Source organism: Nocardia sp. No.11, from assembly GCF_038752175.1.
In the GTDB taxonomy this organism is placed as follows: Bacteria; Actinomycetota; Actinomycetes; order Mycobacteriales; family Mycobacteriaceae; genus Nocardia; species Nocardia canadensis.
On the sequence record NZ_JBCGFB010000043.1, the window covers coordinates 22,879 to 49,217 of the forward strand.

Annotated in this window: 21 protein-coding genes and 1 tRNA gene; 11 read left to right on the plus strand and 11 right to left on the minus strand. The window is 70.1% G+C overall.

Features of this window, described 5'->3' with window-relative positions; genetic code table 11:
* The first annotated feature begins 56 nt into the window (after nucleotides 1-56).
* From V8688_RS15735 to V8688_RS15745, 3 genes are all read left to right on the plus strand, one after another.
* Complete coding sequence (locus V8688_RS15735; RefSeq protein WP_218720913.1) at nucleotides 57-1,862, plus strand: acetyl/propionyl/methylcrotonyl-CoA carboxylase subunit alpha; 1,806 nt, start codon at nucleotides 57-59, stop codon at nucleotides 1,860-1,862.
* Between the two features lie 155 nt (nucleotides 1,863-2,017).
* Nucleotides 2,018-2,986 (plus strand): patatin family protein, encoded by a 969-nt coding sequence (locus V8688_RS15740; RefSeq protein WP_218720912.1) that lies wholly within the window; start codon nucleotides 2,018-2,020, stop codon nucleotides 2,984-2,986.
* A 38-nt stretch (nucleotides 2,987-3,024) separates the two neighbouring features.
* Nucleotides 3,025-3,369: a hypothetical protein gene (locus tag V8688_RS15745; RefSeq protein ID WP_342801111.1), complete on the plus strand. Its 345-nt coding sequence runs from the start codon at nucleotides 3,025-3,027 to the stop codon at nucleotides 3,367-3,369.
* 71 nt (nucleotides 3,370-3,440) lie between these two features.
* Here the strand turns inward: V8688_RS15745 and V8688_RS15750 are convergent, their stop codons facing one another.
* The 3 genes from V8688_RS15750 to V8688_RS15760 all read right to left on the minus strand — a co-directional run bounded on the left by V8688_RS15750 (nucleotide 3,441) and on the right by V8688_RS15760 (nucleotide 6,664).
* Nucleotides 3,441-4,559 (minus strand): YncE family protein, encoded by a 1,119-nt coding sequence (locus V8688_RS15750; protein ID WP_342801112.1) that lies wholly within the window; start codon nucleotides 4,557-4,559, stop codon nucleotides 3,441-3,443.
* 246 nt (nucleotides 4,560-4,805) lie between these two features.
* Nucleotides 4,806-6,146, minus strand: a complete 1,341-nt coding sequence (lat, locus tag V8688_RS15755) for an L-lysine 6-transaminase (RefSeq protein ID WP_316573644.1) — start codon at nucleotides 6,144-6,146, stop codon at nucleotides 4,806-4,808.
* Nucleotides 6,147-6,211: 65 nt separating this feature from the next.
* On the minus strand, nucleotides 6,212-6,664 hold the full coding sequence (locus V8688_RS15760) for an Lrp/AsnC family transcriptional regulator (protein ID WP_071926582.1): 453 nt from the start codon (nucleotides 6,662-6,664) through the stop codon (nucleotides 6,212-6,214).
* 114 nt (nucleotides 6,665-6,778) lie between these two features.
* Between V8688_RS15760 and V8688_RS15765 the strand changes: the two genes are divergently transcribed.
* Together V8688_RS15765 and V8688_RS15770 are read left to right on the plus strand one after the other, a co-directional pair.
* Nucleotides 6,779-8,302, plus strand: a complete 1,524-nt coding sequence (locus tag V8688_RS15765; RefSeq protein ID WP_342801113.1) for an aldehyde dehydrogenase family protein — start codon at nucleotides 6,779-6,781, stop codon at nucleotides 8,300-8,302.
* 52 nt (nucleotides 8,303-8,354) lie between these two features.
* Nucleotides 8,355-8,428: transfer RNA gene (locus V8688_RS15770), tRNA-Met, on the plus strand.
* Between the two features lie 87 nt (nucleotides 8,429-8,515).
* Here the strand turns inward: V8688_RS15770 and V8688_RS15775 are convergent.
* Nucleotides 8,516-9,151 carry a TetR family transcriptional regulator gene (locus tag V8688_RS15775; protein ID WP_218720908.1) on the minus strand — a complete coding sequence of 212 codons (636 nt, stop codon included), beginning with the start codon at nucleotides 9,149-9,151 and terminating at the stop codon, nucleotides 8,516-8,518.
* 95 nt (nucleotides 9,152-9,246) lie between these two features.
* Here V8688_RS15775 and V8688_RS15780 point away from each other — a divergent pair, with 95 nt between their 5' ends.
* A complete protein-coding gene (locus V8688_RS15780; RefSeq protein WP_342801114.1) occupies nucleotides 9,247-10,029 on the plus strand; it encodes an SDR family oxidoreductase in 783 nt (260 codons plus the stop codon).
* A 55-nt stretch (nucleotides 10,030-10,084) separates the two neighbouring features.
* On the opposite strand, the gene V8688_RS15785 is transcribed toward V8688_RS15780, so the two are convergent.
* The 4 genes from V8688_RS15785 to V8688_RS15800 form a co-directional block, all read right to left on the minus strand.
* Nucleotides 10,085-10,633 (minus strand): histidine phosphatase family protein, encoded by a 549-nt coding sequence (locus tag V8688_RS15785; RefSeq protein ID WP_342801115.1) that lies wholly within the window; start codon nucleotides 10,631-10,633, stop codon nucleotides 10,085-10,087.
* A gap of 81 nt (nucleotides 10,634-10,714) precedes the next feature.
* Complete coding sequence (locus tag V8688_RS15790; protein WP_342801116.1) at nucleotides 10,715-11,020, minus strand: hypothetical protein; 306 nt, start codon at nucleotides 11,018-11,020, stop codon at nucleotides 10,715-10,717.
* 1,476 nt (nucleotides 11,021-12,496) lie between these two features.
* Entirely contained in the window at nucleotides 12,497-12,799 is a 303-nt protein-coding gene (locus V8688_RS15795; RefSeq protein WP_342801117.1) for a WXG100 family type VII secretion target, read from the minus strand.
* 18 nt (nucleotides 12,800-12,817) lie between these two features.
* The gene (locus tag V8688_RS15800; RefSeq protein ID WP_218720903.1) at nucleotides 12,818-13,132 is read right to left on the minus strand and encodes a WXG100 family type VII secretion target; all 315 of its coding nucleotides are present in this window, start codon (nucleotides 13,130-13,132) and stop codon (nucleotides 12,818-12,820) included.
* Nucleotides 13,133-13,279: 147 nt separating this feature from the next.
* On the opposite strand from V8688_RS15800, the gene V8688_RS15805 reads away from it, so the two are divergent.
* From V8688_RS15805 to V8688_RS15820, 4 genes are read left to right on the plus strand one after another with little or no spacing between them, the layout of a single operon-like run.
* Nucleotides 13,280-18,298: a DEAD/DEAH box helicase gene (locus V8688_RS15805; RefSeq protein WP_342801118.1), complete on the plus strand. Its 5,019-nt coding sequence runs from the start codon at nucleotides 13,280-13,282 to the stop codon at nucleotides 18,296-18,298.
* Between the two features lie 4 nt (nucleotides 18,299-18,302).
* Entirely contained in the window at nucleotides 18,303-19,082 is a 780-nt protein-coding gene (locus tag V8688_RS15810) for a DNA-formamidopyrimidine glycosylase family protein (RefSeq protein WP_218720901.1), read from the plus strand.
* Between the two features lie 32 nt (nucleotides 19,083-19,114).
* Nucleotides 19,115-19,678: a TetR/AcrR family transcriptional regulator gene (locus V8688_RS15815; protein ID WP_342801119.1), complete on the plus strand. Its 564-nt coding sequence runs from the start codon at nucleotides 19,115-19,117 to the stop codon at nucleotides 19,676-19,678.
* Nucleotides 19,678-20,511, plus strand: a complete 834-nt coding sequence (locus V8688_RS15820; protein ID WP_342801120.1) for an MBL fold metallo-hydrolase — start codon at nucleotides 19,678-19,680, stop codon at nucleotides 20,509-20,511. The genes V8688_RS15815 and V8688_RS15820 overlap by 1 nt, the downstream gene beginning before the upstream one ends.
* A 3-nt stretch (nucleotides 20,512-20,514) precedes the next feature.
* Here the strand turns inward: V8688_RS15820 and glpD are convergent, their stop codons facing one another.
* Complete coding sequence (gene glpD, locus V8688_RS15825; protein ID WP_342801121.1) at nucleotides 20,515-22,299, minus strand: glycerol-3-phosphate dehydrogenase; 1,785 nt, start codon at nucleotides 22,297-22,299, stop codon at nucleotides 20,515-20,517.
* 235 nt (nucleotides 22,300-22,534) lie between these two features.
* On the opposite strand from glpD, the gene glpK reads away from it, so the two are divergent.
* Nucleotides 22,535-24,031, plus strand: a complete 1,497-nt coding sequence (glpK, locus tag V8688_RS15830; RefSeq protein ID WP_342801122.1) for a glycerol kinase GlpK — start codon at nucleotides 22,535-22,537, stop codon at nucleotides 24,029-24,031.
* 4 nt (nucleotides 24,032-24,035) lie between these two features.
* Here glpK and V8688_RS15835 read toward each other — a convergent pair whose 3' ends face one another.
* Both V8688_RS15835 and V8688_RS15840 read right to left on the minus strand, forming a co-directional pair.
* Nucleotides 24,036-25,208: a PLP-dependent aminotransferase family protein gene (locus V8688_RS15835; RefSeq protein WP_342801123.1), complete on the minus strand. Its 1,173-nt coding sequence runs from the start codon at nucleotides 25,206-25,208 to the stop codon at nucleotides 24,036-24,038.
* Between the two features lie 94 nt (nucleotides 25,209-25,302).
* Nucleotides 25,303-26,339: hypothetical protein (locus V8688_RS15840; protein ID WP_342801124.1), on the minus strand; the 1,037-nt coding region annotated here is incomplete at its 5' end.

Consider the following 26,339-nt stretch of genomic DNA (forward strand, 5'->3'; position numbering starts at 1 on the left):
GGCCTATACGGCGACCCGTCCCCCGAAGCGACCAAAGATTGCACACAGGAGGCTCAGTGCCCAGCCATGCCAGCGCACGGATCACGAAGGTACTCGTAGCTAACCGCGGCGAGATCGCGGTCCGCGTGATCCGGGCTGCCAAGGACGCGGGGATCACCAGCGTCGCGGTGTACGCCGAGCCCGATGCCGACGCTCCCTTCGTGAAGCTCGCCGACGAGGCGTTCGCCCTCGGCGGTCAGACCTCGGCCGAGTCGTACCTCGTGTTCGACAAGATCCTCGACGCCGCCGCCAAGTCCGGCGCCGACGCGATCCACCCGGGTTACGGCTTCCTCTCCGAGAACGCCGACTTCGCCCAGGCCGTCCTCGACGCCGGGCTCATCTGGATCGGCCCCTCGCCGCAGTCCATCCGCGACCTGGGCGACAAGGTCACCGCGCGCCACATCGCCGAGCGCGCCAAGGCGCCGATGGCCGCGGGCACCAAGGACCCGGTCAAGAACGCCGACGAGGTCGTCGCGTTCGCCAAGGAGTACGGCGTCCCGGTGGCCATCAAGGCCGCCTTCGGTGGCGGTGGCCGCGGCATGAAGGTCGCCCACACCATCGAGGAGATCCCCGAGCTGTTCGAGTCGGCGACCCGTGAGGCCATCGCCGCCTTCGGTCGCGGCGAGTGCTTCGTCGAGCAGTACCTGGACAAGGCCCGCCACGTCGAGGCCCAGGTCATCGCCGACCAGCACGGCAACGTCGTCGTCGCCGGTACCCGCGACTGCTCGCTGCAGCGCCGGTTCCAGAAGCTCGTCGAGGAGGCGCCCGCGCCGTTCCTGTCCGACGACGTCCGCGCCAAGATCCACGACTCGGCCAAGCGCATCTGCCGCGAGGCGGGCTACTACGGCGCGGGCACCGTGGAGTACCTGGTGCAAGGCGAGACCGTGTCCTTCCTCGAGGTGAACACCCGCCTGCAGGTCGAGCACCCGGTCACCGAGGAGACCGCGGGCATCGACCTCGTGCGTCAGCAGTTCGCCATCGCCAACGGCGAGGAACTGTCGATCAAGGAAGACCCCACCCCGCGCGGCCACTCCTTCGAGTTCCGGATCAACGGTGAGGACGCCGGTCGCGGCTTCCTGCCCGCCCCCGGCCCGGTCAACGTCTACCGCGAGCCCACCGGCCCCGGTGTGCGCGTCGACTCCGGCGTCGTCGCCGGCAGCGTCATCGGCGGTCAGTTCGACTCCATGCTGGCCAAGCTGATCGTCACCGGCGAGAACCGCGACCAGGCGCTGCAGCGTGCCCGCCGCGCGCTGGCCGAGTTCGAGGTCGACGGCCTGGCGACGGTCATCCCGTTCCACCGCGCGATCGTCGAGGACCCGGCGTTCATCGGTGACGGCGAGAAGTTCGACGTCTACACCAAGTGGATCGAAACCGAGTGGAAGAACACCGTCGAGCCGTACACGGCCGGTGCTCCCGCCGACGACGAGGACGAGGATCTGCCCCGGCAGAAGGTCGTCGTCGAGGTCGGTGGCCGTCGCGTCGAGGTGTCGCTGCCCGGGCAGTTCACCCTCGGTGGTGGCGCCGCCGGTTCGGCCGGTAACGGTGTCGGTGTCATCCGCAAGAAGCCGAAGGCGCGCAAGCGTGGCGGCGCGGGTGCCGGTGCGGCCTCCGGTGACGCGGTCACCGCGCCCATGCAGGGCACCGTCGTCAAGGTCGCGGTCGAAGAGGGCCAGACCGTCGAGGCGGGCGACCTGATCGTGGTGCTCGAGGCCATGAAGATGGAGAACCCGGTCAACGCGCACAAGGCGGGTGTCGTCACCGGCCTCGCCGTCGAGGCGGGCGCGGCGATCACCCAGGGCACCGTCCTGGCGGAGATCAAGTAGCTCCCACGTCGTAGACGGGCGCCGGTCGATCGCGACCGGCGCCCGTCGTCGTTTCCGACACCGCGGGAACGATCACCGCGGTCCGGGTGAACGGGCGGCGAAGATCGGGCTTCGGGCCGGGCCGCACCCCGGGCACCTGTCGTATCGTGGATCGGGTGACCAGCAGTGCGCGCACCGATCAGGACTCCTCGGCAACGCCGGGTCCGGCCACGGTCACCGAGGTGATCGAGTCCCGCAGGCAAGCCGGGAGCCGAGCCGACGGCCATCGCCTCGCGCTGGTGATCGAGGGTGGCGGCAGCCGCGGGGTCTACTCCAGCGGCATGGTGCAGGCACTCGAGGAACTCGGCCTGTCCGCGGTGTTCGACGCCGTGTACGGCACGTCGGCGGGCGCGATCAACGGCGCGTGGCTGCTGTGCGGACGCGCGGCGACGGGCATGCGGTCCTGGACCGACGCGACGATCATGCGCCGCGTGGTCGACCCGGTCCGCATCCTGCGCGGTCGTCCGGTCTTCGATCTGCGCTACCTGGTGCACCAGGTCTACGACGGCATCGAGCCGATGGACTTCCCGGCGATCCTGGCCAACCCCACCACGTTCCACCCCATCGCCACCGATGTCCGCACCGGCCAGTCGGTGGACCTGGGACCTCACATCGTCGATAAAACCACCCTGATGACCGCGCTACGGGCCTCCGCGGGCTTGCCCCTGCTGGCAGGTCCCCCGGTCGACCTCGGCGGCCGCAGCTACTTCGACGGCGGCCTCTCCGAGACGGTCCCGATCCGCACCGCCGTCGCCGCGGGCACCACCCATGCCCTGGTGCTGCGCACCCGCCGCTGCGACGAGGTCCGCCCGCCCGCGCCCCTGCTGCACCGCGTCGTCGGCGGCGGCTACATGCGCGCCATCGCCCCCGGCGCCTTCCGCGCGTGGTCCCAGCGCCCCGGTCAGCAGGCGGTCGAGGACGACTTCCTCGCCGCCCTGGGCGAGCGCGTCCTGCAGGTGCATCCGCCCGCCGACGCCCCCGCCGTCGACAGCGCGGCTCGCGACACCGATCTGCTCACCCGGGCCCTCGACATCGGCCGCGCCGCCGTCCACGCGGTGCTCGGCGCCCAGCCCCGCCCGGCCTGACCGCATGAGCGCACCCGCGCTCCCCCTACACTGCGGACGTGGAACCGATCGAGATCAACGCGGGCGCCTGGTACCTGCGTGCCCTGCGGGCCGACGAGCGCATCGACGACCGCCCCGCGCTGGCCGACGGCGGCATCACCGATCCCGGCTATGTGGCCACCCGCGCCGCGCAGTGGGCCGACGAATCCCACTTCTCCTGGGCCGTCTGCGTCCCGACGACCGCCGAGCTGGTCGCCGAGATCGGCGTGACGCCGGGCCCCGACGACACCGCCACCGTCACCGGCTGGGCCCGTCCCGGCGAGGACGAGGCGCTGGCGGCGGGTCTCACGTCGGTCCACCGGTTCGTCGCGGGCGCATTGGGACTGACCGCCGTCCCCGCCTGACGGAATCGGCCGGCCCACCGACGCTGCCCGCGGATCGACCGACCGCGCCGTTGTCGCCTCGACCGTGCGATCTACCGCATGACCCCCGTGTGCCCGGTGGAGTAGCGCCCTGGCTGCGGCCACACCGTCAACCCGTGTGGCCCGTGGCCGACGGGGATGCGCGCCAGCAGGTTCCAGTTCACGATGTCGACGGCGTACACCTCGTTGTTGTGCCGCCCCGACACCCAGAACACCCGCCCGTCGGCGGAGATGTTGCCCATGTCGGGACTGCCGCCGCCGGGGATGAACCACTTGTGCACCAACCCGCCCGCGGCGAAATCCCACACCGAGATGCTGCCCTCGTGCCGGTTGGTGATCAGCATCTGGGTGGAGTCGCGGGTGACGTAGAGCCCGTGCGTCCCTTTGCCGGTAGGGATGAACCCGGTGTTGTCGAAGGTGTGCGCGTCGATGGTGTAGATGCCGTCGGCCATCATGTCGGCGACGAAGAAGACGTGCCCGTCGGGCGAGAGCTTCACGTCCTGGGGCATGCCACCGCGCCCGCCCGGCAGGTCGATCATCTTGATCAGCGTGCGCCGCGCGACGTCGAAAACGGCCATCCGCCCGATGAATTCGCAGCTGGCCACGGCGAAGCGGCCGTCGGCGGTGAAGTCCATGTGATCGACCCCGGCGCACTCGGGCACCGCGAGCGCGTGCAGCTTCTGCCAGGTCACCGGGTCGTAGAAGTCCAGCGACTTGTCCGCTTCGGCGACGACCAGGGCGAACTCGCCATCGGGCGTGTAATACATGTTGTACGGGTCGCGGACCGGGAACGCCGGGCCCGCGGGCGCTCCGGTGCGCGGGTCGATGGGCAGCAGGCTGCCGCCGCCGATCGGCAGATCGTTGGTGGCGTAGAGGGTCTGCAAGTCGTAGGACGGCACCACGTGCTGTGGCTCGGTGCCGCCGGAGGAGAAGGTGCCGAGCACCTGGAAGGTGTTCTGGTCGATCACCGTCACGGTGTCGGACTTGCTGTTGGGCACGTAGACCAGCGGCCGGTGATCGGCGACCGACGGACTCAGTTCCCGGTTGGCGGCGTAGATGTCGGTGGGCGACAGCGGCGGCGGCATGCCGGGCAGCAGATCGGTCATGTGGGGCGGCATCGCGGTCGGCGAGGTCGTCGAGGTGGGCGGCGCGGTCGGCGTCTCGACAGTCACGGCCTCACTGTTCGAACAGCCCGCCGTGACGGCGAGCAGCAAGGTGACAGCAATTTGTCCGATTCGCTCGGTGAGGCGGTTCACGCGCTGCACCGTTCCATGTCAGGGTGACTTCCGAGTGACATGGGTGCGAAGCCTAGAAGCAGCACCAGCGAAAATCCAGCAATTCGGACAGCGCGCCGCTCACAGCCCCCGGCGCGTCGTCGATGGACACGCGCCGCAAGGCCATGAGCGGCACCTGTTGCGCTACAGGCGCTCTCGCGTCAGCACCGCGTCCAAGGCATCGACCGCCCGCTCCAGCTCTTCCTCGGTAACCGTCAGCGGCGGCCGGAAACGGAGGCCACTGGTCCCGGTGCCGAGCAGCAGCACGTGCTGACGCTCCCGCAGCGCCGTCACCACCCGGTCCCGCAGGTCCGGGGTGGCCAGCGTGACCGCGCACATCAGACCGCGCCCGCGGGGTTCGCTCACCTTGTCCGGGTGCGCGGCGGCGAGCTGGCCGAGCTGGTCGAGCAGGTAGGCGCCCAGCGGCACCGACTTCGCGATCAGCCGATCCTGTTCCAGCACTTCGAGAATGCGCCGGGTGCGCACCATGTCGGTGAGGTTGCCGCCCCAGGTGGAGTTCAGCCGCGAGCTCACCTGGAAGACGTTGTCGGGCACCTCGTCGACGCGTCCGCCGGCCATGATGCCGCAGACCTGGGTCTTCTTGCCGAACGCGACCACATCCGGCTCGATGCCCAATTGCTGGTAGGCCCAGGTGGTTCCGGTCATCCCGACGCCGGTCTGCACCTCGTCGAGGACGAACAGCGCGTCGTTGTCGTGACACAGGCGCTGCATCGCGCCGAGGAACTGCGGCCGCAGGTGCCGGTCGCCGCCCTCGCCCTGGATGGGCTCGGCGATGAAGCAGGCGATGTCGTGCGGATGGTCGGCGAAGGCCTGCGCGGCCTGCGCGATGGCGCGGGCCTCCAGCGCGGCGATGTCCGGGCCCGCGAACGTGTGCGGGGTCTCGATGCGCGGCCAGGCGAACTTCGGGAACCGCGCGGTCTTGACCGGGTCGGTGTTGGTCAGCGACATCGTGTAGCCGCTGCGGCCGTGGAACGCCCCGGTCAGGTGCAGCACCTGGGTGCCGAGTTCCGGTGGACGACCGTGCGATTCGTTGTGCCTGCTCTTCCAGTCGAACGCGACCTTGAGCGCGTTCTCCACCGCCAGCGCACCGCCGTCGACGAAGAACAGATGCGGGAGGCGTGGGTCGCCGACGACGCGGACGAAGGCCTCGACGAAGCGGGCCATCTCGACGGTGTAGATGTCGGAGTTGCTCGGTTTGTTCAGCGCGGCGGTGGCCAGCTCGGCGCGGAAGCGTTCGTCGCCCGCCAGCGCCGGATGGTTCATCCCGAGCGCGTTGGAGGCGAAGAAGCCGAACATGTCGAGGTAGGCGGTGCCGTCACGTTCGTCGATCAGTGTCCGGCCGTGCGACTTGTGCAGGTCGAGCACAAGCTCGAAGCCGTCCGCGAGGATGTGCGAGGACAGGATTTCGTGGACCCGGTTGGCGGGGGTGACCGCCGCGCCGGGGCGCTCCAGTTCGATGGTCACAACGCCGAGGGTACGCAAATATTTACGGAACCTCTACGGAATCGCGGAACAATTACGAGGAATCGTTACCTGTCGTAGAATGTCTGCAGGATGATGGTGCTGCGCGTCCGCACATTGGCGGTGGCTCTGATCTCCTGCAGCAGCTGTTCCAGGTGCCGCGGGGAGGCGACCCGAACCAGCAGGACGTAGCTCTCTTCGCCCGCCACCGAGTGGCACGCCTCGATGCCGGGGATGTGTTGCAACAATGCGGGCGCGTCATCGGGCTGGGACGGGTCGAGAGGAGTGATCGCGACGAACGCCGACAACAGGTGCCCGAGCGCTTCGGGATCGACATGCGCCGCGTACCCGCGGATCACTCCACGCGCTTCGAGCCTGCGCACCCGCGACTGCACTGCCGAGACCGAGAGGCTGGCCTTCTCCGCCAGGTTCGACAACGTGGCGCGACCATCGCTCATCAGTTCTTTGATCAATAGTCGGTCGATGTCGTCGAGCTGGGGTCTAGCCGGTGTATCCGCCATCAGCGAAGGCTAACGCAGCACGGGGGTCGCGCGGGGAAAACTTCTTTCTGTTCCCCCACCGAATTCCACCGAACTTTTCCGTGAGCCGTACCAAACAGCAGAAGGTGAGCAGCGATGACCCACAGCGTGACCGAGCACTTCTCCGAGCAGCTGGCGCTGCGAGCCAGGGCGCTGCTGCACGGACTCGGCGCCGAGCTCCCCGAGTCCGGTGACCTGCTCGCCCGCACCCCCATCTCCGGTGGCGCCCTGCCGCCGGTCACCACCGACACCACCGACGACGTCGACGCCGCGATCGAGCGGGCCGCCACCGCGTTCCTGAGCTGGCGCACCGTGCCCGCGCCGGTGCGCGCGGCGCTGGTGCGCCGGCTGGCCGAGCTGCTGGTCGCCCACCAGGGCGAGCTGGCCGAGCTGGTCACGCTGGAGGCGGGCAAGATCGGCCCCGAGGCCCTGGGCGAAGTGCAGGAGATGATCGACGTCTGCGAGTTCGCGATCGGGCTGTCCCGCCAGCTCTACGGCGCCACGATGCCTTCCGAGCGGCCCGGGCACCGGCTCATGGAGACCTGGCATCCGCTCGGCGTCGTCGGGGTGATCTCGGCGTTCAACTTCCCAGTCGCGGTGTGGGCGTGGAACACCGCGATCGCGCTGGTCTGCGGCGACACCGTGGTGTGGAAGCCCTCGGAGACCACCCCGCTGACCGCACTGGCCTGTCACACCCTGCTGCGCCGCGCCGCCGTCGACGTCGGCGCCGATCCCGCGGTGCACCAGCTGATCCAGGGCGACGCGGCGGTCGGCGAGGCACTGGTCGACGACCCGAGGGTCGCGCTGCTCAGCGCCACCGGTTCGGTGCGGATGGGCGCCACCGTCGCCCCGCGCGTGGCCGCCCGGTTCGGCCGCTGTCTGCTGGAGCTGGGCGGCAACAACGCCGCGATCGTCGCGCCGAGCGCGGATCTGGAGCTGGCGGTGCGCGGCATCGTCTTCTCGGCGGCGGGCACGGCGGGGCAGCGCTGCACCACGCTGCGCAGGCTGATCGTGCACCGATCCATCGCCGATCAGCTCGTCGAGCGGCTCGTCGCCGCGTACCGCCAACTGCCCGTGGGCAATCCGCTCGACGACGGCGTGCTGGTCGGCCCGCTGATCAACGAGCGCGCCTTCATCTCGATGCAGAAGGCACTGCTGCAGGCCGAGGACAGCGGCGGCGAGATCGTTTGCGGCGGTGAGCGAATCGACCTCGTCGGCCCGGACGCCTACTACGTGCGCCCCGCCATCGTGCGCATGCCAGCGCAGACCGAGCTGGTGCGCGAGGAGACCTTCGCGCCGATCCTCTACGTGCTCGTCTACGACGCGATCGACGACGCCATCGCCCTCAACAATGCTGTGCCACAGGGTCTTTCCTCGTCGATCTTCACCCTCGACCAGCGCGAGGCCGAGCGGTTCCTCGCCGGATCGGACTGCGGCATCGCCAATGTCAACATCGGCACCTCGGGCGCGGAGATCGGCGGCGCGTTCGGCGGCGAGAAGAACACCGGCGGCGGTCGCGAATCCGGCTCCGACTCATGGAAGGCCTACATGCGCAGGGCCACCAACACCATCAACTACTCCGCCGAGCTGCCGCTGGCCCAGGGCATACATTTCGGCTGATCAGGAACCGATTTCGTCTTCCGCGCCGCGCCGTGTACAGTGGTATTTACGACGCGGGATGGAGCAGCTCGGTAGCTCGCTGGGCTCATACCCCAGAGGTCGCAGGTTCAAATCCTGTTCCCGCTACTAGACGAAAGCCCCGGAGTTTCGACTCCGGGGCTTTCGTCGTTTTCCGGCACCGATTCGACGGCCGCGCGCACCCCGCGATCCCGGCTACAGGAGTGTGTGCGCGGCGAGGCGGGCCAGGCAGGCGTCGACGACAACGGCGGCCGAGTCGGATTCCGCTTCGGCGGCCCATCTTTCGGTACCCAGCCGCACCGCCGCGTTGGCCATGGCGGCGGCGAGCGCGACATCCAGGTCGTCGGGCGAGCGGCCGGTGCGCGCCGCGATGATGGGAATCAGGCTGAGTTCGCAATCCTGCTGGACACGCAGCCAGGTCGCCCGCAGGGCGGGCAGTTCGGTGACAGCGCGCAGCAGGGGATGCAGGAGCTCGCCGGCGATGCCGCCGTCGGCCAGGGTGGCGGCGGTCGCGGTGCGGTAGGAGCGACTCAGCGCCTCGCGCAGCGGGAGCTCCGGCGGACAAGCGGCGAGTTCGTCCGCCCAGGCCTGGGTGCCGATGGCCAGCAGTGGGGCGACGACGTCTTCCTTGCCTGCGAAGTACCGATAGAAGGTCCGCAACCCCATCCCCGCGGACGCGGCGATGTCTTCGACAGTCGTCGCGGAATACCCGTTTTCGGCAAAGAGCCGAGCGGCGACCATGGCCACCTCCTTGCGGGTGGCCGCACGGCGGATCTCGCTGAGCGCCGGCCGCCCAGGGCTGGGCGCCGCGCGCTTCGGTTGCCTGGTCACGGCCGCACTATACCCACCTCGCCAAGATTCTCTGCACGTCCTGCCATTTATGGCATATCGTGTCAGAAACACTCTCAACGACGAGGAAGAATCACATGAACCGTCTCGAACAGCGCCGCATCCTGGTCACCGGAGCCGGCTCCGGCATCGGCCAGGCCACCGCCCTCCGCCTGCTGTCCGAAGGCGCGGTCGTCGTCGGCGCCGACGTCAACGCCGAAGGCCTGCGGGCGACCCGGGCCCGCGCCGCCGAGGCGGGCACCGATGCCCGGTTCACCACGCTGGAGATGAACATCGGCGACGAGGCCGACGTCATCGCCGGGGTCCGGAGCGCCGTCGAGTCGCTCGGCGGCCTGGACGCCCTCGTCAACGCCGCGGGCATTCTGCGCGCCGTGCACACCCACGAGACGTCGCTTGACCTCTGGAACCAGATCATCAACATCAACCTCACCGGCACGTTCCTGGTGATCCGCGAGGCCCTGCCCGCCCTGCTCGCCAACCCCAGCAGCACGATCGTGAACTTCAGTTCCACGTCGGCGAGCTTCGCCCACCCGTATATGGCCGCGTACTCCGCCAGCAAGGGCGGCATCCAATCGCTCACCCATGTCCTGGCCCTCGAGTACGGCAAGCAGGGACTGCGGGCGGTCAGCGTCGCGCCCGGCGGCATCAAGTCGGGGATCACCGACGCCACCCCCGGCTACCTCCCCCAGGACTCCGACTGGTCGCTGTTCAGCCGCCTGGTCGCCGTTGTCCCGCAGGACAACCCGGCGGAGCTGGCCGGTCCCGAGAATGTCGCCGGCGTCATCGCCATGCTCGTCTCCGACGACGGCCGCTTCATCAGCGGTACCGAAATCCGCATCGACGGCGCCGCCCACACCTGACCACGGCCACCGACGACCCCCGGAATCGACAGTGAGTCCGGGGGGTTCGTCGCTGCTAGGAACCGCCCAGGCGCAGCGTCCAGTTACCGCGATAGTGCAGCCGGGTGACGCTCGCGGGCGGAACATCCATGCGCCAGAACGACTTCGGCGGCGCGTCGAGCACCACCAGCAGCACCGCCCTGACCACCGCGGGGTGGGTCACCGCCACCGTGTCGCGCCCGGCCGAGGCGATCTCGGCCAGCCAGAACCGCGCCCGGTCGACCAGGTCGGTCACCGACTCGCCGCCGTGCCCGCGGAATTCGGGATCGGTGAGCCAGGCGAACAGCTGATCCTGGGCCAGCGAGCTCATCTCGGTCCCACGCCACGACCCCGCGTCGAGATCCCGCAATCGCGCGTCCAGTTCCCCGACCACCCCGAGCGTCTCGGCCGTCTCCCGAGCCCGCCGTTCCGGCCCGGTCCGCACCTGCGCGCCCTCGGGCACCGAGTACGCCCGCAGCGCACCCCGCCCCGACTCGTCGAGTGGTTCGTCGACAGGAAATCGCGCCTTCCGTACCGCCTCGGTCAGGCCGTGACCGACGAGGTCGACTCTGAGCACCGTTTGCACGAGAGCCCAGCGTAGCGTCGGCTCACTCGGCAGTGTGACGCAGGTCATCGGCCAACTTCCGGAGCCGGTCCGCAGCAGGGTCTATCCGTCGTAGTCGATCCTTCGGCCGTCGTCGTCGTAGGCCGGTCGACCTTCCTTGTCGAGCCACGCACCGGTGCTGGGATGACGTGTCCAGCCCTCGAACTCGGTGCCGCCCAGATCATCGGAGAACCGGCCGCCGAACCCGGGGCTGGTGCCCGCGGGCGCCGGACCGAGCAGTCGCCGCTGCTCCTCGAACTCGGCGAACATGCGTTCGCTGCGCGCGATGTCCTCCGCGGACGGTCGCAACCCCAGTCGCACGGCTTCCTCCGCCGAATAGAAGATCTTGCCGCCGAACTTCTCGGGCATCGGGGTCCTCCTACATTTCCGTCATCTTGATGAGTATCCGGCCGGTCGCCGGGTCGACCGTCTTGCTGTGGACGAAGAAGTTGGTCCCGGACGCGAACAGCACCTCGTCGGGCGTCCCGTACTCGCTGTAGTCGCGGCCGGTCTTGCTGACGATCTGGAACTCGACCTCCGAGTTCTGCACGGTGAGTTCGTTGACGCCCTTCGGATTGGTACTGGCCGAAGTGAATCCCAGCTCGGTGACGGGCTGGTCCTGTTGGTACCGGGCAAGCTGTTCGGGGGTCAGGTTGGTATGCCGGCTGACCAGGCCCTCGTGGGCGGGCATCTTTCCGAGCGCCTCGTTGAGCGCGTCGATCTGGCGCTGCTGGTCGGCGGTAGGTGTTTCCCCGGAGCGCAGGATATCGGTCAGCGATCGGCCCCGAAGGTCGCTCGGGCCCTGGAGCAGTGCGCGGCGATCATCGTCGCTCAGGCTTGCCGCCTTCGGTGTCGTGACCCCGTCACCCTTGCCTCGCAACCGTTCGAAGAGTTCGGTGATCTCCTGTTTGGCCTTCGACATGGCGGCCGCGGCATCGTCGGCCAGACCTTTCAGCTGCAAGGCTTTGCGGGCTCGCCACGCCGTCACCGCGGCTTTGATCGTCACCGACCATCGACGAGCCGACTCCACCGCCTTGGCGCCGGCGATCAGGCCGCCGACGCCGGTCAGGCAGGTGGCGATCACCGTGACGGCAGCGTCGATGGCGGCGTCGGTGATGATCGCCTCGATGAACCCCTTGATCTCCTCGCGAAGTTCCTGGATCGCGCCTCGGTAGTCGAGACACGACGTACTGATCTGCGTGCACGTGGTGAGCAACGCCCCGATCGATTTCTCGATCTTCTTCAGGTCTTCCCGGACCTGCATCGCGTCGGTGGAGGTGACCCCGTCGAACAGACCGGCGGCGATCGTGATCTTGTCCTTGGCGTTCGTGTTCTGGTAGATCGTGCCGAGCCGGTCCCACGCCTCCGCCGCTTTGGTGAGCGTGTCGGTATTACCGTCCGGAAGTGGACAGTTGATCGCATCGAGAACGTCGATGGCCGTCTGCGCCAGACCCTGCGGTGTCCCGCCCGCCGCCGACGCGGGCAGCGCGTAGGGCCCGAACGTGGCGGTCGACGCCGAATCTGCGGGCCTCGTCGGTTGTTCTGTGCCCTTGATCGCGGCGTCGGACTTCGCGTGTTCGAAACCGATGTCGTTGAGCGCCGTGCCGTAGGCACGCAAGGTCGAATACGTCTGCCCGTAGAACGCGACGGCATCCCGCGCGGACTGGTCGTAGGACGCCGCCCACGCTCGGCCGTCTTCGTCGCGGCCCGCCATCATCCCGTAGCCGTTGAGCTCACCGAAAACGTAGGTGAAGCTGTCGAACAGAGACGCGGCGGCATCGAAGCAATTGGTGGCAGCCTGGTAGTAGACCTTGGGATCGACGTCGAGCTTGGTGACCGTCGGCGTCATACGCCCAGGATCTTCAACGTCGCCGACGCCGCGTCGGTATAGCTCTGGTGTGCGGTCTTCGCCGCCGCTTCCAGCGCCGCCAAACCATCTTGCATATCGGTGACCCCGGCCCGCCACTCCGTATGCGCCTCGCTGTAGGCCGTGGCCGCCGCACCGGACCACACGCCCTCGACCTCCTTGGCCTTGGCATCGAGCGCGGTCAGCACATCGGCGACAGCGGACATGTACCCACGCATCCGCGCGGTCAACTGTTCGAGCTGGTCGAGATCGACCGAGAACGCGGGAGGTTCAGTCGTCATCAGAGGTCGGCTCCGCACTCACAGATTCAGCGTGTAGGTCGCCGCGGCATTGGACTCGTCGACCTGCGCGAGGGTTTCCGCGGTGATCCCCAGCTTCTCGGCCAGTTCGAACAACGCGTCCCACACCTGATCGGCACCGAGATGGAACTCCTCCCACCCCGCGGTGAACACACCGGCGTTGTTCCCGGTCCAGGTCTCGATCGTGGCCCGCAAATCGGTCACCAACGAGGCGTACCCGGCCTGGCATTCCTGCGCCACCTGATAGGCCACCCGCCCCAGCGCTCTGACTTCTTCGGGCTCGACCGAAACCGTCGAAGGATCGCCCCCAGCCATCGAATCCTCCGTCGAATGTCCCCGGTGACGGGTTCCGGTCACCCGTCCATCCCCGGGGAACGGTAATCCCGTCGGCTACAGACGGCAAACGTGACCGCGCTGCTAGCGTCCAGGGGCTTGTCGGTGGGGCGGTGCACACTGAACGCTATGGATCGGTTCTCGCCCGCTACCGCGCAGTGGTTCGACGGGGCCTTCGCCGGGCCCACGTCGGCCCAGCTCGGGGCGTGGCAGGCGATCGCCGACGGGGAGCACACGCTGGTCGTCGCGCCCACCGGGTCGGGGAAGACGCTGTCCGCGTTCCTGTGGGCCATCGATCGGCTGGCGACCCGGCCCGCACCGGAACCGGGGACGCCGCGCGGGACGTCGGTGCTGTACGTCTCGCCGCTCAAGGCGCTGGCGGTGGATGTCGAGCGGAATCTGCGGGCGCCACTGGTGGGGGTCACGCAGACCGCGAAGCGACTGGGGCTGGACCCGCCGGAGATCTCGGTGGGGGTGCGCTCCGGCGACACCACGCCTGCGCAGCGGCGGGCGATGCAGCGCACGCCGCCCGACATCCTCATCACCACGCCGGAGTCGCTGTTCCTGCTGCTCACCTCGGCGGCCAGGGAGAGCCTGGCCCAGGTCGGCACGGTGATCGTCGACGAGGTGCACGCCATCGCGGGCACCAAGCGCGGCGCGCACCTGGCCCTGTCGCTGGCCCGGCTGGATCAGCTGACCGAGCGGCCGGCCCAGCGGATCGGCCTGTCGGCGACGGTGCGCCCGCCCGAGGAGGTCGGCCGATTCCTGGTGGGCTCGGCGCCGATCACCATCGTGCGCCCGCCCGCGCCGAAGACCTTCGACCTGTCGGTGCGCGTCCCGGTGGCCGACATGACCGATCCGGGCGATTCCGAGCAGCCGGGGTCGATCTGGCCGCACGTCGACGAGGCCATTGTCGACCTGGTGCTCGAGCACCGGTCCTCGATCGTGTTCGCGAACTCGCGCAGGCTCGCCGAACGGCTGACCGCGCGGCTCAACGAGGCCTACGCGGCCAGGCTGGGCGAGCCGGTGGACACCGAGCACGCGCCACCCGCCCAGCTCGGCCCGTCCACCGAGGTGATCCACGGCGCCGACCAGCTGCTGGCCAGGGCCCACCACGGCTCGGTCAGCAAGGAGCAGCGCGCGCTCATCGAGGACGACCTCAAGAGCGGCCGACTGCGCTGCGTGGTGGCCACCAGCAGCCTCGAGCTCGGCATCGACATGGGCGCGGTCGATCTGGTGGTGCAGGTGGAGGCGCCGCCGTCGGTGGCCAGCGGGCTGCAGCGAGTCGGCCGCGCCGGGCACCAGGTCGGCGAGGTCTCGCGCGGCGTGCTGTTCCCGAAGCACCGCACCGATGTCATCCACTGCACCGTCGCGGCCCAGCGGATGCTGGCCGGTGAGATCGAGATGCTGCAGATCCCCGCGCATCCACTCGATATCCTGGCCCAGCAGACGGTGGCCGCCTGCGCGCTCGAACCGATCGATGTCGACGGCTGGTTCGATATCGTCCGCGCCACCGGCAGTTACGCGAACCTGCCCCGCTCGGCCTACGAATCCGTGCTCGACCTGCTGGCGGGCCGCTACCCGTCCGACGAGTTCGCCGAACTGCGACCGCGCGTGGTCTGGGACCGCGACGCGGGCACCCTCACCGGCCGTCCCGGCGCGCAACGACTCGCCGTCACCTCCGGCGGCGCCATCCCCGATCGCGGCATGTTCGCGGTGTTCATGGTGGGCGAGAAGGCTTCCCGGGTGGGCGAACTCGACGAGGAGATGGTCTACGAGTCGCGCGTGGGCGACGTCTTCGCGCTCGGCGCGACCAGCTGGCGGATCGAGGAGATCACCTTCGACCGGGTGCTGGTCTCGCCCGCCTTCGGACTGCCCGGCCGGCTGCCGTTCTGGCACGGCGACAGTTTGGGTCGTCCGGCCGAATTGGGCACCGCCCTGGGCGAATTCGTGCGCACGGCGGGTCAGGTGTCGGCCGACGACCTGTCCCGGATCGTCGCGGACATGGGCATCCGGCCGCCCGGATCTGCTGCGTCACAGGACAATTCGATGTCGTCCTCCGCGCTCGCCGAGCCCGCGGCGAACGGCGGCGTGCAGAAGTCCGCCCGCGCGCGTTCGACGAAGCGCGCGCAGACCCCCGACGCCGCCTCCGCCCGGCTGGAACAGCTGGTCCGCACCGCGGGCCTGGACCAGAACGCGACGGCGAACATGGTCGGCCTGCTCGAGGAGCAGCGCGCCGCCACCGGCCAGCTCCCCACCGACCGCACCCTGATCGTGGAGCGCTTCCGCGACGAGCTCGGGGACTGGCGACTGGTCTTGCACTCCCCCTACGGCACCCCGGTGCACGCACCGTGGGCACTGGCCGTCGGGGCCCGGCTCCAGGAACGCTTCGGCATCGACGCGGCGCCGACCGCGTCCGACGACGGCATCGTGGTGCGCCTGCCCGACACCACCGACGACCCGCCCGGCGCCGAACTGTTCGCCTTCGAACCCGACGAGATCGACGACATCGTCACCGAGCAGGTCGGCGGCTCCGCGCTGTTCGCCTCCCGCTTCCGCGAGTGCGCGGCCAGGGCGCTGCTGCTGCCGCGCCGCGACCCGGGCAAGCGCGCACCGCTGTGGCAGCAGCGGCAGCGCTCGGCCCAATTGCTGGATGTGGCACGCAAATTCCCGGATTTCCCGATCCTGCTGGAAACCGTGCGCGAATGCCTGCGCGATGTCTACGACCTGCCGTCCCTGCGCGAGCTGCTCACCAAGCTCGCCCGCCGCGAGGTGCGGCTGATCGATGTCGAGACCGCCAGCCCGTCCCCGTTCGCCAACGCCCTGCTGTTCTCCTACATCGGCCAGTTCCTCTACGACGGCGACAGCCCGCTGGCCGAGCGCCGCGCCGCCGCCCTGGCACTGGACTCGAGCCTGCTGGCCGAACTCCTCGGCCGCGTCGAACTGCGCGAACTGCTCGACCCCGCCGTCATCACCCTCACCGAACGCGAACTCCAGCGCCTCACCCCCGAACGCTGGGCCCGTGATGCCGAGGGCCTGGCCGACCTGCTGCGCCTGCTCGGCCCGCTCACCCCCGCCGAAGCCGCCGCCCGCTGCGTACGGCGCGGTGACACACCAGCTTCCGCGCCCGAAACCCCGTCCGTCGAGGCAAGTCGGCCCGATGCGGCCGCGGACCTCGCCTTGCCGATCGCCGAGGCCGCTGACTCAGCCGCCGCGCACACCGACGTGCTCGCCGACTCCGACGCGCCGACCTGGTTCGCGGAACTCCGGCACGCCCATCGCGCGCTGGAGGTTTCCTTCGCGGGCCGCACCTGGTGGGTGGCGATCGAGGACGCCGCCCGCCTGCGTGACGCGCTCGGTGTGCCGCTGCCGATCGGGGTGCCCGCCGCGTTCATCGAACCCGTCCCCGACCCGCTCGGCGACCTGGTCGGTCGCTACGCCCGCACCCACGCACCGTTCAGCACCGCCGATGTCGCGGCGCGCTTCGGCCTCGGCTCGGCGGTCGCGGCCACCGCGCTGCATCGGTTGCTGGCCGAGAAACGGGTGGTGGAGGGCGAATTCACGCCCGCGACGGCAGGCACCGAATGGTGCGACGCGCAGGTGCTGCGCCGGTTGCGCCGCCGCTCGCTGGCTGCCGCACGGCACGAAGTCGAGCCGGTGTCGACCACCGCGCTCGGCCGCTTCCTCCCTGCCTGGCAGCACGTCGGTTCCGGTGAGCTGCGCGGAATCGACGGGGTCGCCACGGTGGTGGAACAGCTCGCGGGCGTGCCGATTCCGGCGTCGGCCTGGGAATCGCTGATCCTGCCGATGCGCGTGCGCGACTACTCCCCCGCCATGCTGGACGAATTGATGGCCAGCGGGGAGGTGATCTGGTCCGGGCACGGCGCGATCACCGCCCGCGACGGCTGGATCGCGCTGCACCTGGCCGACCAGGCCCCGTTCACCCTGCCGCCGCCCGACGACATCGATCCCACCGATCTCCAGCTCGGCCTCCTGGCGGCGTTGGGCGCACCGCTGGAGCCGTGGCCGCCGCGCGCCGCGCAACCACCCACGGTCGACCTGGACGCACCGGCGGCCTCCGGGCCCGCCGGATCCGGTGCCGGGCCGACCGACACTTCCACCACCCGCCTCGACCCCCACGGCGACCGCACACCCCCCGCGGAGGCCCCCAATCCGGCCGCCGCGCCCGCGAGCCCGGACTCCCCGCGCCGCCTACCGCCCACCCTGCACGGCGGCGGCGCCTACTTCTTCCGCCAGCTCTCCGACGCCACCGGCCTGCTCGACGACAAGGCCGTCGGCGAGGCGCTGTGGCAGCTGGTGTGGGCCGGTTACGTCTCCGGCGACACCTTCGCCCCCGTGCGCGCTCTGCTCTCCGGCACCGCGCGCAGCACCACCGCCCATCGCACCCCGCGCCGGGCTCCCCGCGGCCGCGCCTACCTGCCGCGCCCGGCGATGCCGACCCGCAGCGGTCCGCCGACCCTGGCCGGGCGCTGGTCGATCCTGCCGGAACGGGTGCAGGACAACACCTTGCGCGCCCACGCCACCGCCGATCAACTCCTCGAACGCTACGGCGTGCTGACCCGGGGGTCGGTCCAGAACGAGGGCGTGCCCGGCGGTTTCGCGCTGATGTATCGAGTGCTCACCGAGTTCGAGGACCGCGGTCGTTGCCGCCGTGGCTATTTCGTCGACACGCTCGGCGGCGCGCAGTTCTCCACCACCGACACCGTCGACCGGCTGCGCTCCTTCGACACCGACCGCACCGCCACCCAGCCCGGCGTCGCGGTGGCCCTGGCCTCCTGCGATCCGGCCAACCCGTACGGCGCCGCGCTGCCGTGGCCGAAGGGCGACACCGAGGGCGGCCACCGGCCCGGCCGCAAGGCGGGCGCCCTGGTGGTGCTGGTCGGCGGCGAGCTGGTGCTGTACGTGGAGCGCGGCGGCAAGACCCTGCTCAGCTTCACCGAGGACCCCGGACTGCGGCGGCTGGCCGCGACCGCGCTGGCCGGGCTGGTGCACGATCGCCGGGTCGACGGCCTGGTGATCGACAAGATCAACGGAGAGACCGTGCACGGCAACACCTTCGCCGATGTCCTGGTCGAGTCCGGGTTCTCGATGACCCCACGCGGCCTGCGGCTGCGCAGGCAGGTGTAGCCGGATGCCCGAGGGCGATACCGTCTTCCGCGCCGCCGAGCGCCTGCGGACCGCGCTGGCCGGGCGCACCCTCACCCGCAGCGACTTCCGGGTGCCCCGATACGCGACGGTCGACCTGGTCGGCGACCTGGTCACCGAGGTCGGCAGCTACGGCAAGCACCTGTTCATCCGCACCGACCGCGTGAGCATCCACACCCACCTGAAGATGGAGGGTGTCTGGCGGATCTTCCACCACGGCCAGCGCTGGACGAAACCGCCGGTCACCGCGCGGCTGGTGCTGGCCAACGACGAGTTCGAGGCGGTCGGCTTCGAACTCGGCAAGGTGCAGGTGCTGCCGCGGGCCGAGGAACACACCGTCATCGATCACCTAGGTCCCGACCTGCTCGGCCCGAACTGGGACGCCGCCGAGGCCCTGCGCAGGATCAGCGAGTATCCCCGCCGCCCCATCGGCCTGGCCCTGCTCGATCAGCGCAACCTGGCAGGCATCGGCAACATCTACCGCAGCGAGATCTGCTTCCTGCGCCGCGTCCACCCCGCGACCCCGGTCGGTGACATCGGCGACCTGCCCGCCCTGGTCGACGAGTCCCACCGCGTGCTCGGCAAGGCCGCGCACCAGCCGCCCTGGCGCGCGATGGCCTACGGCCGCACCCGCCGCCCCTGCCCGCGCTGCGGCACCGCGATCGTTTCGCGGCTGCTCGGCGAGGACGACCCCGCCGATCGCATCACCCGGCGTGAACGCGGCATCTACTTCTGTCCTCGCTGCCAACCCGAACCAACTAACTAGACCGGTCGTCATACTCGAGCTACGCTGAGCCGGTGACCCCACGCACGGACTCCCGGCAGCGTTTCCTCGACGCCGCCGCCGACCTGTTCCACACCCAGGGCTACCACGCCACCGGCGTCAATCAGCTGGTCAGCGCGGGCGGCGCACCCAAGGGCTCGTTCTACTTCCACTTCCCCGGCGGCAAGGAACAGCTCGCCGCCGAGGCCATCGCCCAGTCGTCCGACACGCTGCGGACGCTGCTCACCGACGCGCTCGCGGCCGGCGATATCGACGGCGTCTTCGCCGCCCTCGCCACGATGCTGACCGACTCGGACTTCCAGCGCGGTTGCCCGATCGCCACCATCGCCCTCGACGCGGGCGTCCACAGCGAACCGATCCGCGAAGCCTGCGCCACCGGCTTCGACTCCTGGCGCACCGCCATCGACGAGTTCCTGCGCGCCAAGGGAATTCCCGACGACCGCGCCGACCAGCTGTCCACGGTGGCCCTGGCCATGCTCGAAGGCGCACTCCTGCTCGCCCGCACCCGACGTGACCTCACCCCTCTGCGCGCGGTGGCCGACCACCTGCGCGCCACCCTCGAACAGGAGCTCTCCTGATGCGTCTGCACCACCTCGACGGCGGCACCATGCGTCCTTTCGGCGGCCGTCTGCTCGACGGCGTCGGCGGCCTCGCCCGCCGAGCCGAAATGGTCTGCCACTGCGTCCTCGTCGAACTCGACGACCGGCTGGTACTGATCGAGACCGGCATCGGCGAAGGCGCGGTGCGCCGTCCCGACGCCTGGCTCGGCCGCCGCTTCATCCGGCTGACCCGTCCTGTCCTCGAGCTCGAGGGCACGATCGCGCGCCGGATCGAGGCATTGGGCTTCCGCCGCGAGGACGTCACCGACATCGTGCTCACCCACCTCGATCTCGACCACGCGGGCGGACTCGCCGAATTCCCCCGGGCCACCGTGCACGTCTACGGCGAGGAACTGCGCGCGCTCGAGGGCCATTTCGGTCCGCGCGAGAAATTCCGTTATCGCACGGCGCAATTCGAGCACAAGCCGCGCTGGACGAGCTACGACGAACTCGGTGAGCCGTGGTTCGGCTTCGGCGCGGTGCGCCAATTGCGCGGCCTGCCCGCGGAACTGCTGATCATCCCGCTGGCCGGGCACACCCGCGGCCACGCGGGCATCGCGATCGACACCGGCGCCGGCTGGAAGTTCGCGGTCGGTGACGCGTACTTCCATCCCGGTCAGCTCGATCTCGAGCACCCGCACCAGCCACCCGGCGCCGCGCTGTTCGAGCGCCTGGTGCAGACCGTCGGGTCCGACCGGATCGACAATCAGGAGCGGCTGCGCGAACTGCTGCGTGGGCACGGCGACGACGTCGAGGTGTTCTGCGCGCACAACGCGGTCGAACTGCTCGCGTTGCAGAAGGCCACCGTCTAGCGGTCACCGCTCCTGCGGTACCGGCTCGAGCAGCTGCGGGCGCGGTTCCGGCGCCGCCGCCCGCAGCGCGTCGGCGGAGATGTCGTCGGGCTGGGTCTGTGATTCGATCTCGGCCCGCACCCGCGCCTGATACATGGTCACCTCGCGGTCGATATCGTCGGCGTCCCAGCCCACTACGGGCGCGACCAGGTGCGCGACCTGCTCGGCGCAGTGCGCGCCGCGATCGGCGTACTCGATCGAGATGCGGGTGCGACGGGCCAGGATGTCGTCGAGATGCAGCGCGCCCTCGGCGGCGGCCGCGTACACCGCCTCGACCTGGAGGTAGGCGGGCGCGTCGGTGATCGGTTGCAGCAGTTCGGGTCTGCCCGCCGCCAGGGACAGCACCTCGTCGACCACCGAGCCGTAACGGTCGAGCAGGTGCGTCATCCGGTACGGGTGCACGCCGTAGTGCTCGGCCAGCTGGACGGTCTGGTTCACCAATGCGAAGTAGCCGTCGGCCCCGATCAGCGCGACCTTCTCGGTGATCGATGGCGACACCCGGGCCGGAATGTCCTGCGCCGCTTCGTCCATCGCGTCGGCGGCCATCACCCGGTAGGTGGTGTACTTGCCGCCGGCGATGCTCACCAGGCCGGGCGCGACGCGGGCCACCGCGTGTTCACGCGACAGTTTGGAGGTCTCGTCGCTCTCCCCGGCCAGCAGCGGCCGCAGGCCCGCGTAGACGCCGTCGATGTCGGCGTGGGTGAGCGGGGTCACCAGCACCTCGTTCACCCGGTCGAGCAGATAGTCGATATCGGCCTTGGTGGCGGCGGGGTGGGCGAGGTCGAGTTTCCAGTCGGTGTCGGTGGTGCCGACGATCCAGTGCGCGCCCCACGGGATGACGAACAGCACCGAGGTGGTGGTGCGCAGGATGATCGCGGCGTCGCTGACGATGCGGTCGCGCGGCACCACGATGTGCACGCCCTTGGACGCGCGCACATGGAATCGGCCGCGTTGCCGCGACAGGCCCTGCACCTCGTCGGTCCACACGCCGGTCGCGTTGATCACCACGTTCGCGCGCGCCTCCCCGGTGCGCCCGTCCTCGGTGTCGCGCAGCTTCACCCCGACGACCCGGTCGGCCTCCCGCAGGAATCCGACGACCTGGGTGGAGGTGCGGATGACCGCGCCGTAGTGGGCGGCGGTGCGGGCCACGGTCATGGTGTGCCTGGCATCGTCGACGACGGTGTCGTAGTAGGTGACACCGCCGATCAGCGCGTCCCGGCGCAATCCCGGAGCCAGCCGCATCGCGCCGTGCCTGGTCAGGTGACGCTGTCCCGGAACCGATTTGGCGCCGCCCATGGTGTCGTAGAGGGTCAGGCCCGCGGCCACATACGGCCGCTCCCACACCCGGCGGGTCAACGGGTACAGGAACCGCAGCGGCTTCACCAGATGCGGCGCCAGGGTCGACAGCGCCAGCTCGCGTTCCTTCAGCGCCTCCCGGACCAGACCGAACTCGAGCTGTTCGAGATAGCGCAGGCCGCCGTGGAACATCTTCGACGACCGGCTCGACGTCCCCGAGGCCAGATCGCGGGCCTCGACGAGCGCGACCGACAGGCCGCGGGTCGCGGCGTCGAGCGCGATACCGGCGCCGACCACGCCGCCGCCGACGACCAGCACGTCGAACTGGTCCTTGCCGAGTCGTTCCCAGGCGGCGCGACGCTGGTCGGGGCCGAGCTGACCGGGTCCGAGCCGCTGACCGCCCGCGACCAGTTCGCCCGGGTGCAGGAACGGAAACTCCGGTGTCTGCGACATGCTCGACTCCTCGCCGCCGACCGAGGACGGTCGGAATCTCCCGACAGTGGGTCGACGCCGTGCACGGTCCCGGCGCCGCTGCGTACAGGCTAAACGTAGTGCCTTCGCGGCGCGCGGGACGTTCACCGCGGGGGTGTGGCAGCGAATTCGGCGCGGAAAACAGCCGGGAGCGCGCGGCGGTGTCTTCGCGACGAAGCGGCAGCGTCGCCGGTCCGAGGTTCGGTAGCCTGCATCAATGCGTCGCTATGTGGCCGCCATCGATCAGGGCACGACTTCGAGTCGCTGCATCGTCTTCGACCGGCAGGGCCGGATCGTCGGGACCGCGCAGCGGGAGCATCGCCAGATCTTCCCGAAGCCGGGATGGGTCGAACACGATCCGGCGGAGGTGTGGCGCAATACCGAATGGGTGCTCGGCGCGGCGCTGGGCAACGCCGGCTGCTCGGCCGGTGACCTGGCCGCCATCGGCATCACCAACCAGCGCGAGACCACCGTCGTCTGGGATCGCGCCACCGGCGCACCGGTCTACAACGCCATCGTCTGGCAGGACACCCGCACCGATCAGCTGTGCGCCGAACTCGCCGGTGATCAAGGCCCGCAGCGCTACGCCGAACGCACCGGCCTGCCGCTGTCGACCTATTTCGCCGGTCCGAAGCTGCGCTGGATCCTCGACAACGTCGCCGGTGTCCGCGCCCGCGCCGAGGCCGGTGATCTCTGTTTCGGCACCATGGACAGCTGGGTGCTATGGAAGCTGACCGGCGAGCACCTCACCGACGTCACCAATGCCTCGCGCACCATGCTGATGGATCTGCGTACGCTGCAATGGGATTCGGCGATCTGCGCCGAGTTCGACATCCCGATGTCGCTGCTGCCGCGGATCCGCAGCTCTTCGGAGGTCTACGCCGAGATCACCGCGGGACCGTTCGCCGGGGCGCCCGTGGCAGGCATTCTCGGCGACCAGCAGGCCGCCACCTTCGGCCAGGCGTGCCTGTCGCCCGGCGAGGCCAAGAACACCTACGGCACCGGCAATTTCATGCTGCTCAACACCGGCACCACCCCGGTGATCAGCAAGCACGGCCTGCTCACCACCGCGTGCTATCAGCTCGGCGACCAGCCCGCCGTCTACGCACTGGAGGGGTCCATCGCCGTCACCGGTTCGCTGGTGCAGTGGTTGCGCGACAATCTCGGCATCATCTCCTCGGCGGAGGAGGTGGAACCGCTGGCGCGCAGCGTCGAGGACAACGGCGGCGCCTACTTCGTCCCCGCCTTCTCCGGGCTGTTCGCCCCGCGCTGGCGGCCCGACGCCCGCGGTGTCATCGCGGGCCTGACCCGGTTCGTCACCAAGGCCCATTTGGCCAGGGCCGCATTGGAATCCACCGCGTTCCAGACCCGCGAGGTCGTCGACGCCATGCGCGCCGACGCCGGCGCCCAGCAGCTCGATCTGGAACTGACCACGCTCAAGGTCGATGGCGGCATGACCGGCAACGACCTGCTCATGCAGTTCCAGTCCGACATCCTCGACGTCCCCGTGGTCCGCCCGGTGGTCCGCGAGACGACCGCGCTCGGCGCCGCCTACGCGGCGGGCCTGGCCGTGGGCTACTGGTCCGGCCTCGACGACCTGCGCGCCAACTGGACCGCGGATCACACCTGGACGCCCACCATGTCCCAGGACGAGCGCATCCTGCGCTACGCCGAATGGAACAAGGCAGTCGAACGCACCTACGGCTGGGTCTGAGGACTCAGAGCGCGCGCCCCAGCCGGGCCACGGCCTCGGCCAGGGTCGCCTCGTCCGAGGTGGTGAAGCACAGCCGCATCGACGAACGGTAGGCGTCGGAGACGGCGAAGGCCGCGCCGGGGACATAGGCCACGCCGGCGTCGAGGGCCGCGGGGAGCAGGTCCGTGGTGTCGGTGCCGTCGGTGAAGTCGACCCAGACGAACATGCCGCCCGTCGCGTCGGTGCTGCGCACCCGCTCGCCGAAAGTGTCGCGCACCGCCGAGACCAGCGCACGGGCCCGGCTGCCGTAGGCGGAGCGCACCGAATCGACGTGGGCGGCAAGCCAATCGGAGTCGGTCAGCAAGTCGGTGGCGATCTGGTGGGTGAGGGCCGAGCCGCACAGATCGGCGCCCTGCTTGAGCAGTTCGACCGCGCGACAGACGTGGTCGGGCGCGACCATCCAGCCGACGCGCAGGGCGGGAGCCAGGATCTTGGAGGTACTGGAGAGCCGGATCACCTGCGGCGAGTAGCTCGCGACCGGATCGGGCGCGGGCCGGTCGAACCAGAGCTCACCGTACGGGTCGTCCTCGATGACCCAGAAGCCGTGCGCCTCGGCGAGTTCGGCGAGGCGGCGGCGGCGTTCGGGGGCCAGGGTGACCCCGCCCGGGTTGTGGAAGTTGGACACCGTGTGCACGACGGCGGGGCGCTCCCCGGCGGCGAGCAGGTCTTCCAGCACGTCGACGCGCATGCCGTCACCGTCGAGCGGCACCGCGACGATTCGCGCGCCCGCGGCCCGGAACACCTGCAGCGCACCGACATACGCGGGATCCTCGACGATCACCAGCGCACCCGGATCGAGCAGCACCTCGGCGAGCAGCGACAGCGCCTGCTGCGAGCCGTGGGTGATGAAGACTTCCCCGAGCGGCACCGCGCGGCCGATCCGCGCGGACTCGCGCGCCGCGATCACCTCACGGAGTGCGGGCCAGCCCGGCGACTCGGTGTACTGCAGGGCCGCGGCGTCGGTGAGCGCGGCCTGCGCGGCGGCGGCGATGCGCTCGCGCGGCATCAGCGCCGCGTCGGGCAGCCCGCCCGCGAGGCTGATGATGTCGGCGCGCGCCGTGAGCTTGAGCAGGTCCCTGATCGCCGAGCTCTGCAGGCCCGCGAGCTTGCTCGCCAGTGCTGGAGTTGTCGACAACATGGAAACCTCCCGGGAACGCCACGGAACCGCAATCATCCCACGATTGCATACCGTTCGCCAGGATGTGAAATATAGATCCCAGATTATGGGACCGCTATCGCGCCGTAATCGACTTGACCTGCCATTTCCCATCGGTGTTGGTGGTGACGATCTCCTGCTTGTAGACGATCGCCGAACCATCGGGATGCCATTCGCGCAGTTCCACGTCGTAGCGGCCGACGGCGGTCTCGCGCATCTTCACGCAGTGTTTGGACCCGGTGGGGATCAGCTCGTCGATCGCCTTCTGGATCGTCTCGGCGGTGGAGATGTTCTCGGCGTCCGGCGCCACGTAGTCGCGCACCTTGGCCCCGGACCGGTCGACGTAGAAGGCGTACTGGAAGCCCAGGATGGCCTTCGAGCCGGACGAGGTGTCCCCCGGGCCGTTGCCGACGGTGACGGCCTGCTCGGCCACGGCCTTGCATTCGGTGGGCGAGGCGATCGACGGAATCGGGGCAGCGGTCACGCCGGGGTCGCTGCCACCACCGCGCTTGACCAGGGCGATCGTCAGGATCAGCGCGACGACGAGCAGCACCGCGGCCGCCGCGCCGCCGATGATCCAGCGCAGGCGGCGCTTGTCGATGTCCGGCTTCTCGCTGACCGGCGTCACCGGGGTCTTCGGCGCGAGGCGACGGGCGATCGGGTCGTCGGCCCAGGACAACCCGGGCTCCGACGGCGGCTTCGGGACCGCGCCGCCCTCGTCGGGGCTGTTCCACCAGGCCTTGTCGTCGGCCTTGGGCTCCTCGGTGATCGGCGCGCGCACCGGCTCCGGCGCAGGCACCCGCACGGTCTCGGGCGCGGGGGTGTCGAGCGGTGCCTGGGCGCGCGGCGTCGGCCGCTCGCGGCGGATCACCTCGGTGTGCTCACGACCCGAGGTCACCGGCACCGAGTCACCGAACGGCGAACCGTCCCGGCGCGGCAGTTCACCGGTGAAACGGACCGTCTGGTCTTCCGACGGCGCGCTCATGCGCGGATCGGGGGCGCCGAACGGCGAGGGCGCCTGCGGCGGCACAGGCGGCGGGGTGGCCACGGCGTCGCCGAAGACCGAGGTGGGCGCGGCGGGCTGTACCGGCGGACGCGGGGGCATCGTCGGCG